We start from the raw sequence: 12,039 nt of genomic DNA on the forward strand, positions 1-12,039 counted from the left end.
ACAGAGTCCGCTCCTACGGTTCCAGGAAGCACCGTCGTAGGAGCGGACTCCGTCCGCGATTGTCTCCACCGGCCACGCTGGACTCCCCGGAAACCCACCCCGCTCCCTCCAATCGACCATCCCCCCAAACAGGTCCATGCTTGAACACAGGAGGAACGCAGCCATGACCCTCAGCGTCTTCGATATGTTCAAGCCCGGCGTCGGCCCGTCCAGCTCGCACACCGTGGGGCCCATGCGCGCCACCCGCGAGTTCGTCGAGCGCCTGCGCGCCGCCGGCCTGCTGACCCGCGTGGCCCGGGTGGAGGTGAACCTCTACGGCTCGCTCAGCGCCACCGGCAAGGGCCACGCCACCGACCGCGCCTGCCTGATCGGCCTGCTCGGCATCGACCCGGCGGACGCCGACCCGGCCGCCCTGGCGCCGCTGGTGGACGCCATCTTCGCCGAGCACAGCCTGGCCCTGGACGGCGAGCACGTCATCGACTTCAGCCCCGGCCGCGACCTGGTGTTCCACGACGGCAGCCTGCCCGCCCACCCCAACGGCATGCGCCTGCGCGCCCTGGACGCCGCCGGCCACGTGCTGGCCGAGCGCACCTGCTATTCCGTGGGCGGCGGCTTCGTGGTGGACGAGGCCGACTTCAACACCGACCGCGCCCTGCCCGACAACCCCATGCCCCACCCCTTCCACAGCGCCGAGGAACTGCTGCGGCTGTGCCACGCCCATGGCTTCCGGCGCATCAGCGAGCTGATGTGGGCCAACGAGCTGGCGCTGCGCAGCGAGGCGGACATCCACGCCGGCCTGGCGCACATCTGGGCGGAAATGCAGGCCTGCGTGCGCCGCGGCCTGGAGACCGAGGGCACCCTGCCCGGCGGCCTCAAGGTGCGCCGCCGCGCGCCCATGCTCTACCGCCGCCTGAACGAGGCCGGCAGCGGCAACCTGATCGCCAGCACCCTGGGCGCCATGGACTGGGTGGACCTCTGGGCCCTGGCGGTGAACGAAGAGAACGCCGCTGGCGGCCGCGTGGTCACCGCGCCCACCAACGGCGCGGCCGGCATAGTCCCGGCGGTGCTGCACTACTACGCGCACTACCAGAGCGACGCGCCCATGGACGCCATCGAGCGCTACCTGCTCACCGCCGCCGCCATCGGCATCCTGTGCAAGCTCAACGCCTCCATCTCCGGCGCCGAGGTGGGCTGCCAGGGCGAGGTCGGCTCGGCCTGCGCCATGGCCGCGGCGGGGCTGGCGGAAGTGCTCGGCGGCAGCCTGGAACAGGTGGAGAACGCCGCCGAGATCGGCCTGGAGCACAACCTCGGGCTGACCTGCGACCCGGTCGCCGGCCTGGTCCAGGTGCCCTGCATCGAGCGCAACGCCATGGCCTCGCTCAAGGCCATCAACGCCGCCCAACTGGCCCTGCGCGGCGACGGCCAGCACCTGGTGTCGCTGGACAAGGCCATCGACACCCTGCGCGACACCGGGCGCGACATGATGGACAAGTACAAGGAGACCTCCAAGGGCGGCCTGGCGGTGAACGTGATCGCCTGCTGAGCGCGACCGGCCGGTCGGGAATCGGACGAAATGCCATTAACCATCTAGTTAATTAGCTTGCTAAGGGTATAATTCGCCCCCCACACTGCGAGATTCCCGGCATGAAACAAGCACAGCGCGCCTCCGGCGCCAGCACCTTCATCCTGGTCGGCCTGGGGGCGGTCATCGCCCTACTCGGCCTCGCCCTGGTCGCCGGCGGTGCGCGCCTGGCCAGCCTGGGCGGTTCCTGGTACTTCCTCATCGGCGGTTTGGCCATGGCCCTGGCCGGCGTCCTGGTGGCGCTGCGCAAGCCGGCCGGCGCCTGGCTGTTCGGCGCCTTCCTGGCGGGCACCGCCCTCTGGGCCCTGGCCGACGTCGGCCTGCAGTTCTGGCCGCTGATCTCGCGGCTGTTCATGTTCGGCGCCATCGGCCTGGTGGTGGCACTGGCCTACCCGCTGCTGGTGCGCGCCTCCGGTGGCGCGCCGGGGCGCGGCGCCTACGGCGTGGCCACGGTGCTCGCCGTGCTGCTGGCGGTGGCCGCCGGCAACATGTTCGTCGCCCACCCCAGCGTGGCCCCCAGCGGCGACGGCCCCGGCCTGACCCCGGTGGACCCGGCCCACGCCCAGAAGGACTGGGCCCACTACGGCAACACCGAGGGCGGCAGCCGCTTCGCCGCGCTGGACCAGATCAACCGCGGCAACGTCGACAAGCTGCACGTAGCCTGGACCTACCACACCGGCGACGTGGCCGAGAGCGACGGCAACGGCGCCGAGGACCAGCTCACCCCGCTGCAGGTGGGCAACAAGGTGTTCATCTGCACCCCGCACAACAACCTGATCGCGCTGGATGCCGACACCGGCAAGCAGCTGTGGAAGAACGAGATCAACGCGCAGTCCAAGGTCTGGCAGCGCTGCCGCGGCCTGGCCTATTTCGACGCGACCAGGGCCGTCGTCCAGCCCAGCCAGCCCGACAGCACCCCGGTCACCGCCGTCGGCGTGCCGGCCGGCGCCAACTGCCAGCGCCGCCTGCTGACCAACACCATCGACGCCCGCCTGATCGCCGTGGACGCCGACACCGGCGCCTTCTGCCAGGGCTTCGGCGTCAATGGCCAGGTGGACCTCAAGGCCGGCCTGGGCGACGTGCCGGACTCCTACTACCAGCTCAGCTCCGCGCCGCTGATGGCCGGCACCACGGTGGTGGTCGGCGGGCGCGTGGCGGACAACGTCCAGACCGACATGCCCGGCGGCGTGATCCGCGGCTTCGACGTCATCAGCGGGCAGATGCGCTGGGCCTTCGACCCGGGCAACCCGCAGGACCGGCAGGCCCCGGCGGCGGGCGGCACCTACGTGCGCAGCACCCCCAACAGCTGGGCGCCGATGTCCTACGACCCGGCGATGAACACCGTCTTCCTGCCCATGGGCAGCTCCTCCACCGATATCTACGGCGTGGAGCGCACGAAGCTCGACCACACCTACGGCGCCTCGGTGCTGGCCCTGGACGCCACCACCGGCACCCAGAAATGGGTGTACCAGACCGTGCACAACGACCTCTGGGACTTCGACCTGCCCATGCAGCCGAGCCTGGTGGACTTCCCCACGGCCGACGGCAAGCAGGTGCCGGCCGTGGTGATCGGCACCAAGGCCGGGCAGATCTACGTGCTCGACCGCGCCACCGGCAAGCCGCTGACCCAGGTCGACGAAGTGCCGGTCAAGGCCGCCAACATCCCCAACGAGCCCTACGCCCCGACCCAGCCGAAATCGGTCGGCATGCCACAGATAGGCGCGCAGACCCTCACCGAGTCGGACATGTGGGGCGCCACCCCCTATGACCAGTTGCTGTGCCGCATCGACTTCAGGAAGATGCGCTACGACGGCCTGTACACCGCGCCGGGCACCGACCTCTCGCTGAGCTTCCCCGGCTCCCTGGGCGGCATGAACTGGGGCAGCCTGTCTACCGACCCGGTGCACGGCTTCATCTTCGTCAACGACATGCGCCTGGGCCTGTGGGTGCAGATGATCCCCTCGGCCAACAAGGGCCAGGCCGCCGGCGGCGGCGAGGCGCTGAACACCGGCATGGGCGCTGTGCCGCTCAAGGGCACGCCCTACGCGGTGAACAAGAACCGCTTCCTCTCGGTGGCCGGCATCCCCTGCCAGGCGCCGCCCTTCGGCACCCTCAGCGCCATCGACCTGAAGACCCGCAAGATCGCCTGGCAAGTGCCGGTGGGCACCGTGGAAGACACCGGCCCGCTGGGCATCCGCATGCACCTGCCGATCCCCATCGGCCTGCCGACCCTCGGCGGCACCCTGTCCACCCAGGGCGGCCTGGTGTTCATCGCCGGTACCCAGGACTTCTACCTGCGCGCCTTCGACAGCAGCAACGGCAAGGAAATCTGGAAGGCCCGCCTGCCCGTGGGCAGCCAGGGCGGCCCGATGACCTACGTCTCACCGAAGACCGGCAAGCAGTACATCGTGGTCACCGCCGGCGGCGCCCGCCAGTCGCCGGACCGCGGCGACTACGTGCTGGCCTACGCCCTGCCCTGAACCCGACGCCCGCCACCCGGCGGGCGCCTCCTTCCGGCGCGGCCCCGGGGCCACGCCCCTCTTCCGGTAAGTGTTCCGTCATGCGATCCCCCTTCACCTCCCCACACCTGCTGCCCCGCCTGCTGCTGGGCGCCGCCTGCCTCACCCCGTCCCTGGCCCTGGCCGACGAGCCGTTCCAGCGTTCGACCCTGACCGGCGACTGGGGCGGCCTGCGCCGCCAGCTGGACGACGAGGGCATCCGCTTCAGCGGCGAATACAGCGGCGAGACCGTCTACAACGCCGACGGCGGCCTGAAGCGCTCGGAGCGCTACTCGCAGAACCTCAAGCTCGGCGTGCAGTTCGACCTGGGCAAGCTCTACGGCCTGGACAACGGCGGCCTGGTGCAACTGACCATCAACGACCGCCGCGGCAACGACGGCTCCGGCGACCTGGTGGGCAACCGCCTGCCGGTCCAGGAGAACTACGGCGGCCTCTACACCCGCCTCACCGAACTGAGCTACGAGCGCACCCTGTTCACCCCGGCGCTGGACGTGAAGCTCGGCTACATGGCCATGGGCAACGACCTCGGCGGCCTGGACAGCGGCATCCTCTGCAACTTCATGAACGCCGGCTTCTGCGGCCACCCGCTGAACATGTCCGGCGGCAGCGGCTGGGCCAACTACCCCAACGCCCACCTGGGCGTGCGCCTGAAGTACAGCTTCTCGCCGGCCTGGCAACTGCGCGTGGCGGCCTTCAACGTCGACCCCGAGAGCAACGGCAACTCCAGCCGTGCCTGGCACCTCACGCCCAAGCACAGCACCGGTACCGTGGTGCCCATCGAACTGGTCCACAAGCGCCTGGGCGAGCTGCCCGGCGAATACAAGCTGGGCTGGTACTACGACAGCTCCGACGCCCAGCGCATCGGCAGCGACGAGGAAGTGGCCGGCCGCGGCGGCCACTACTTCCTCCTGGACCAGGCCGTCTGGCACGCACAGGGCCTGCCGGGGCAGCGCCTGCACCTGTTCGGCCAGGCCTCCGTGGCCAGCTCGGCGGCCTCGCCCTTCAGCAAGTGGTACAGCGCAGGCTTTGTGCTCTACCAGCCCTTCGCCAGCCGCCCGCGCGACACCCTCGCCCTGGGCTTCGGCCGCGCCGTGCCCAACCCGCGCAGCCGCGAGGTGCAGGAGGCCAACGGCCAGGCCTACCCCGGCCTGGACAACGCCGAGCGCCTGGTCGAACTGAGCTACGGCTACCAGGCCACGCCCTGGCTGCTGCTGCGCCCGGACGTGCAGTACGTGATCGAACCGGGCGCCTTCTCCGGGCAGAACATCGACAACGCCCTGGTGTTCGGCCTGCAGGTCAAGGCCACGCTCTGATCTGCACCGCCGGCCGCCAGGTAGCGCTCAGCGCATGGGGGGTCAAGCCAGGCGTTCGAGGTAGGGCGGAAGCTCCGGCTCGGGCAGAACCGAAAGCACCTTCAGACGCTGAAGCGTACGCTCCCGCGCTCGGCAAAGATGGTCGCGCAGGCACGATGAGGCCGACTCCACGGTCCCGTGGAGCAATGCCTCGAAGACCAGCCGATGCTCCTGCAACATCGCTTCATCGGTACTGGTATGCAGCGCCTCGTGCAGCACCCGGCCCACGTTCATCGGAATCTGGCACTGCCGGATGATCGCCGCCATGCGCGCATTGCGCAGCCCGGCCAGGCAGGTCACGTGCAAATCCTGCTCGATCTGCTCGATGGCGGAACGTTCCACCCGGCTCCCCGCCTCCTGGGCATCGACGATGCGCGCCAGCATCTTTTCGAGCTCGTCACGGGTAACGCCCTCGACCCCCTGCCGAAGCGCATCGGGCTCCAGCAGGACGCGCAGTTCGTAGTCCTGGATCACCGCCTGGGCGGTCAGCGGGCCGGCCAACCATTGGGAATACGGCTCCTTCTCCACCAGCCCGCGGTCCCTGAGCCTCATGAGCGCTTCGCGGACGATGCTTCGGCTGACCCCCAGCGCCTCGGCCGCGCGCTGCTCGTCGATCCGGTAATGGCCGAACACCATGAAGCGAATCACGCAGCTCGCCAGCTCGTCATGGATCCGCTCCCCCAGCGAGCGGTTGTCGATCAGGTCCTCGCGCGGCTCCAGCCCAAGGAGCTTGCGCGTCAAGGGCAGGCGCTGCGGAGCCGTTGCGCTGCCATCGGGGTCGATGAGATACCCGCGCCCGTCGAACCGACGGATCAAGCCCTCCTCGTGCAGGAGGTTGAGTGCCTGCCGCACCGGGACACGGCTGGTGCCGAAAAGCTCGGCCAGGGGCCCTTCGACCAGCACCAGGCCGGGGGCGGCCTGGCCAGCGAGTATCGCCTCGCGCAGCGTGTTCCGGATCATTTCGTAGCGCGACGCCAGGCGCTCTTCGTGCGGGGGGGTAACGGGCATTAGCGACTTCCCAAAACGCTTCGATCGACAAGTCTCTCACAGACGACCAGCGGGACGTGCCGATCCGAACCGGTAACACTCCCCGTGATACCTCTTGGTGCAGCTGTTACAGGAACACCCATAAATGGATCATTTCATCATATATACATTATTTCGTTTGAACCGCTTCATCGAGAGGTAAAAGCCTCCAAGGGCATCTGCCACGCAATCTATATGCGGCCCGGACATGGCCCAGCGATGGGTTGGCATGAACAGTGCTTTCATAAATGTACTTATTAGAAACATATACATTTATGGAAACCCATGTTCACTGACGCTCTCTCATTGGCGCAAGGCTTTGCCACCGGCGCCTCCGATCCCGTCGCGGCGCTGGACGAGGCGCTCAGCCGTGCCGCCCGGATACCCGAAGCCTTCATCTGCCTGACCGAGTACAGGGCACGCCGTGAAGCCCTGGCCGCCAAGGCACGCTGGGAAGCGGGTCAACCGCTGTCGCCACTGGATGGGGTGCCGATGGCCTGGAAAGACCTGTTCGATGTCGCCGGATGCGTGACGACGGCGGGCGCCAGGCTTCGCCTGCATTCCCCGGCGGCGGTGGCGGACTCGGCGCTGGTCACCGCCCTGGCCCGCTCGGGGCTGGTCACCGTGGGCAAGACCAATCTCAGCGAACTGGCCTACTCCGGACTTGGCCTGAACCCCCACTTCGGCACCCCTGCCAATAGCCATTTCAAAGGCGAAGCCAGGGTCCCCGGCGGTTCATCCTCCGGCTCCGCGATCGCCGTGGCGACCGGTGTAGTGCCGCTGGCCATGGCTACCGACACCGCCGGTTCGATCCGCATTCCAGCCGCCTTCAACGGCCTGGTCGGCTACCGCAGCAGCCGCCAGCGCTATTCGTTCGACGGGGTATTCCCCCTCGCCCGCTCGCTGGACGCCCTGGGGCCCATCGCGAAGAGCGTTCGCGACCTGATCGCCATGGATCGGCTCATGCGCGCAGACATTGCCTCGAACCGCCCCGTCTCGGGGCTGCCCCTGGCGGGGATGCGCCTGCGGGTCGACCCGCAGCTTCTCGGCGACGCCCGCCTGCAGGCGGGCGTCGCGGGCAATCTCCTGGCCGCCCTGAAACGCCTGGCCGAGGCCGGAGCCGTGATCGAGGAGCAGCCCCTGGCAGCCTTCCAGGAGGCCCTGCGGCTCGTGGAAAGCAGCGGCTGGCTGGGTAGCGCCGAAGCCTTCACCTTGCATCAGGAATTGCTCGACAGCCCCGATGCCGAACACCTCGATCCCCGCGTGCGCAAGCGCCTGGAAGCGGCCCGGCAGTTCCCGGCAAGCGCGCAGATTCGCCTGTACCAGGCCGCGGAACGCTTGCAGCGACAACTGGCGCTCGAGCTTGACGGCGCCTTGCTGATCACCCCCACGGTGGGCCACGTCGCACCGGCCCTCGCGCCCCTGGAAAACGACGACGACCTCTTCGCGCGGACCAACCTGGCCACGCTGCGCCTGACCATGCCCGGAAGCATGCTCGACATGCCGGGCGTGGCCCTGCCCAGCGGCGTCGACGAGCATGGCCTGCCCACCAGCCTGCTGGTCGCCGGCCCCAGTGGCAGCGACGAGCACTTGCTGCGCGCCGCCCTTTCGATCGAACAGGCCCTGGGCCGGGCCTGACGCCCCGACACCCCCTTGCGGGGCAAGGGCCCGGCCTTGCCCCCGCGGTATCAGTTCCCGGGCAACAGAGGACTCAACGATGGCAAAAGAAATATTCGTCTCCATCGGCGTCGATGTGGATGCAGTGGCCGGCTGGCTTGGCTCCTACGGCGGCGAGGATTCCCCGGACGACATCTCGCGCGGCCTGTTCGCCGGCGAGGTGGGCTCGCTGCGCCTGCTCGACCTGTTCCGGAAGTACGACCTGCGCACCACCTGGTTCATCCCCGGGCACTCCGTCGAGACCTTCCCGGAACAGATGAAAGCCGTGGTCGACGCCGGCCACGAGATCGGCATTCATGGCTACAGCCATGAGAACCCCATCGCCATGACCCCCGAGCAGGAGGAAATCGTCCTCGACAAGTCCATCGAGCTGATCACCGCGCTGGCGGGCAAGCGGCCCACCGGCTACGTCGCGCCCTGGTGGGAATTCAGCAACGTGACCAACGAACTGCTGCTCAAGAAGGGCATCAAGTACGACCACAGCCTGATGCACAACGACTTCCACCCCTATTACGTGCGGGTGAAGGACAGCTGGACGCGGATCGACTACAGCGCCCACCCGGACACCTGGATGAAGCCCCTGGTCCGCGGCGAGGAAACCGACCTGGTGGAGATTCCGGCGAACTGGTACCTCGACGACCTGCCACCGATGATGTTCATCAAGAAGTCGCCGAACAGCCACGGCTTCGTCAACCCCCGCCACCTGGAAGAGATGTGGCGCGACCAGTTCGACTGGGTCTACCGCGAGCTGGACTATGCGGTCTTCCCCATCACCATCCACCCCGACGTGTCCGGACGCCCCCAGGTGCTGCTCATGCTGGAGCGCCTCATCGAGCACATGCAGGGCCATGCAGGCGTGCGATTCGTGACCATGGACGAGATCGCCGACGACTTCCTGCGTCGCCAGCCGCGCAAGCGCTGACCCTCAACAACAAGAGAATGCCGACATGACCTCCACGCACGCCGCAACCACGACGCAAGTCACCGAGCCAGACGCCTGGAAACCCGTCCAGCTGGAATCCAGGGACGTCACCTATGCCACCTGGATCGCCTTCTTCGCCTGGGTTTTCGCCGTCTACGACTTCATCCTGTTCGGCACGCTGCTGCCGGTCATGGGTGGGCACTTCGACTGGAACGAAACCCAGCAGGCCGAGATCGCGACCTGGGTCGCCATCGGTGGCGCCGTCGTCGCCTTCGCCATCGGCCCGGTCGTCGATCGCATCGGGCGGCGCGGGGGCATCATGCTCACCATCGGCGGAACCGCGCTGTGCTCCGCGTTGACGGCGGTGTGCGCCGGCCTGGGCAAGGCGCCCCTGGTCCTGGTCCGCTCGGTGGCAGGGCTCGGCTATGCCGAGGAAGGCGTCAACGCGACCTACCTGACCGAGGTGTACGCCGCCTCTACCGATCCCCGCCTGGTCAAGCGCCGCGGCTTCATCTACAGCCTCGTGCAGAGCGGCTGGCCGGTGGGCGCGCTGATAGCCGCCGGCCTCACCGCCTTGCTGCTTCCGCATATCGGCTGGCAGGGCTGCTTCGTCTTCGCGGCGGTTCCCGCCTTCGTGATCGCAGTGCTGGCCCGCAAGCTCAAGGAAAGCCCCCAGTTCCAGGTGCACCAGCGCATCGTTCATCTACGCAAAGCCGGCCAGGACGCCGACGCCCGCGCCCTGGCCCGCGAGTACGACGTGGACTACGACGAGCACGCCAAGGCCGGAGTGGCCGCGGCCTTCCGTGGCGCCGCACTGCGTCCCACCCTGGTGCTGAGCCTGGCGATCCTGCTGAACTGGTCCGCGATCCAGGTGTTCAGCGTGCTCGGCACCTCGGTGATCGTCAGCGTGCACAAGCTGTCGTTCGAGAACTCGCTGTGGATCCTCGTGCTTTCCAACCTGGTCGGCTTCATCGGCTACCTGTTCCATGGCTGGCTCGGCGACCGCATCGGCCGCCGCAACACCGTGGCCGCCGGCTGGATGTGCGGAGGCCTGGCCTTCTTCGCCATGCTCCAGGCGCCGAGCGAACTGGCCACCGTCGTCGCGCTGTACAGCCTGGGCCTGTTCTTCCTGACCGGCCCCTACTCGGCAATGCTGTTCTTCATGGGCGAGAGCTTCCCGACGAGCATCCGCGCCACGGGCGGTGCGATCGTCCATGCCATGGGGCCGATCGGCGCGATAGTCGCCGGCCTGGGCATCACCAGCGTGCTGGCCGGCGGCGGCCAGTGGCACGCCGCGGCGCTGTGGTTCGGCGCCCTGCCCTGCTTCCTCTCCGGGCTGGTGATGTTCGCCGCCCGCCACGTCGAACCCACCAGCGTCAAGTAACCAGGAGCCTCCGACATGTCTCGACCCGTCGCATTGATCACCGGCGCCGCCAGCGGAATCGGCCAGGCCCTGGCCGTGGCCTACGCCACGCACGGCGTGCGCGTCGCCGGTGGCTACTTCCCCGGCGATCCCCACGACCCCGCCCGCACCCGCCACCTGGTAGAGGAGGCTGGAGGCGAGTGCCTGATGCTGCCCACCGACGTTACGGACAGCGCCTCCCTGGATGCGCTCGCGGCTGCCGCCATGGAACGTTTCGGGCGGCTCGACTACGCCGTGGCCAACGCCGGGCTGCTGCGGCGTGCACCCCTGCTGGAGATGTCCGACGAGCGCTGGAACGAGATGCTCGACGTGGACCTGGGCGGCGTCATGCGGACCTTCCGCAGCGCGGTTCGGCACATGGGCGAAGGCGGCGCCCTGGTGGCCATCTCCTCCATCGCCGGTGGCGTCTACGGCTGGCAGGAGCATGCCCACTATGCGGCGGCCAAGGCGGGCGTACCCGGCCTGTGCCGCTCGCTGGCCGTGGAGCTGGCGCCCAGGGGCATTCGCTGCAACGCGGTGATTCCCGGGCTGATCGAAACGCCGCAGTCGCTCGATGCGAAGAACTCCCTGGGTCCCGAGGGCCTGGCGAAAGCGGCCGCAGCCATTCCACTGGGCCGGGTGGGCCGCGCCAGCGAAGTCGCGGACCTCGTGCGTTACCTGACCAGCCCCCAGGCCAGCTACATCACCGGGCAGAGCATCATCATCGATGGTGGCCTGACCGTTCGCTGGCCCGATTGATATCGAACCGCCGCGCGGGATAGCCCGCGCGGCTTCCAGGGAGAGACACATGAAACATCTGCAGAATCGGCGTGCGGTGATCACCGGGGCAGCGAGCGGAATCGGCGCGGCCATCGCCCACGCCTATGCCGACGCCGGCGCGCGCCTGCTGCTATGCGACCGCGACGCCACACGCCTGGCGACAACGGTCGAAGAATGCCGCGCCCGTGGAGCGCAGGCGCAGGCGTGCGTGGCCGACGTTGGCACCCGTGAGGGTGCGCAGGCTGGCGTCGATGCCTGCCTGGAGGCCTTCGGCGGCATCGACATCCTGGTGAACAATGCCGGCATGCTGACCCAGGCACCCTGCGTCGAGCTGACCTACGAGATGTGGGAAGAAATGCTGCGCGTCGACCTGACCAGCGTCTTCGTCGCCAGCCAGCGCGCCTTGCCGCACATGCTCGCCCAAGGCTGGGGACGCATCATCAACATCGCCTCGCAGCTGGGCATCAAGGGCGGCGCGGAACTGGCGCACTACGCCGCGGCCAAGGCCGGGGTGATCGGCTTCAGCAAATCCCTGGCGCTGGAGGTCAGCAAGCACAACGTCCTGGTCAATGCCATCGCGCCCGGCCCCATCGAAACGCCCCTAGTGGACGGGATCAGCCAGGCGTGGAAGACCGCCAAGGCCAGGGAGCTGCCCCTGGGGCGCTTCGGCAGGGCCGATGAAGTCGCTCCCATCGCCGTGCTGCTGGCATCGGAGCCCGGCGGCAATCTCTTCGTCGGCCAGACCCTCGGCCCGAACGCCGGCGACGTGATGCCTTGAG

At 68.6% G+C, this 12,039-nt stretch carries 9 protein-coding genes; 8 read left to right on the forward strand and 1 reads right to left on the reverse strand.

Translation table 11 applies throughout. The features are described 5' to 3' along the window. Positions 1-163: 163 nt before the first annotated feature. The 3 genes from DK254_RS33455 to DK254_RS33465 all read left to right on the forward strand — a co-directional run bounded on the left by DK254_RS33455 (position 164) and on the right by DK254_RS33465 (position 5,414). Positions 164-1,543 (forward strand): L-serine ammonia-lyase, encoded by a 1,380-nt coding sequence (locus DK254_RS33455; protein ID WP_089391603.1) that lies wholly within the window; start codon positions 164-166, stop codon positions 1,541-1,543. A gap of 101 nt (positions 1,544-1,644) precedes the next feature. Next, positions 1,645-4,062 (forward strand): glucose/quinate/shikimate family membrane-bound PQQ-dependent dehydrogenase, encoded by a 2,418-nt coding sequence (locus DK254_RS33460; RefSeq protein WP_109937261.1) that lies wholly within the window; start codon positions 1,645-1,647, stop codon positions 4,060-4,062. Positions 4,063-4,142: 80 nt separating this feature from the next. Next, positions 4,143-5,414, forward strand: a complete 1,272-nt coding sequence (locus DK254_RS33465) for a carbohydrate porin (protein ID WP_256596008.1) — start codon at positions 4,143-4,145, stop codon at positions 5,412-5,414. A gap of 42 nt (positions 5,415-5,456) precedes the next feature. Here DK254_RS33465 and DK254_RS33470 read toward each other — a convergent pair whose 3' ends face one another. Further along, entirely contained in the window at positions 5,457-6,461 is a 1,005-nt protein-coding gene (locus DK254_RS33470) for a GntR family transcriptional regulator (RefSeq protein WP_109937262.1), read from the reverse strand. 303 nt (positions 6,462-6,764) lie between these two features. Between DK254_RS33470 and DK254_RS33475 the strand changes: the two genes are divergently transcribed. From DK254_RS33475 to DK254_RS33495, 5 genes are all read left to right on the forward strand, one after another. Then, on the forward strand, positions 6,765-8,117 hold the full coding sequence (locus DK254_RS33475; protein ID WP_109937263.1) for an amidase: 1,353 nt from the start codon (positions 6,765-6,767) through the stop codon (positions 8,115-8,117). Positions 8,118-8,196: 79 nt separating this feature from the next. Then, the gene (locus DK254_RS33480) at positions 8,197-9,078 is read left to right on the forward strand and encodes a polysaccharide deacetylase (protein WP_109937264.1); all 882 of its coding nucleotides are present in this window, start codon (positions 8,197-8,199) and stop codon (positions 9,076-9,078) included. A 25-nt stretch (positions 9,079-9,103) separates the two neighbouring features. Beyond that, positions 9,104-10,462: an MFS transporter gene (locus DK254_RS33485; RefSeq protein WP_109937265.1), complete on the forward strand. Its 1,359-nt coding sequence runs from the start codon at positions 9,104-9,106 to the stop codon at positions 10,460-10,462. 15 nt (positions 10,463-10,477) lie between these two features. Continuing rightward, positions 10,478-11,239, forward strand: coding sequence for an SDR family NAD(P)-dependent oxidoreductase (locus DK254_RS33490; protein WP_109937266.1), 762 nt, complete (start codon positions 10,478-10,480; stop codon positions 11,237-11,239). Between the two features lie 49 nt (positions 11,240-11,288). Next, on the forward strand, positions 11,289-12,038 hold the full coding sequence (locus DK254_RS33495; protein WP_109937267.1) for an SDR family NAD(P)-dependent oxidoreductase: 750 nt from the start codon (positions 11,289-11,291) through the stop codon (positions 12,036-12,038). Position 12,039 lies beyond the last annotated feature (1 nt).

This window comes from Pseudomonas sp. RW407 (genome assembly GCF_003176655.1).
Lineage (GTDB): Bacteria > Pseudomonadota > Gammaproteobacteria > Pseudomonadales > Pseudomonadaceae > Pseudomonas > Pseudomonas delhiensis.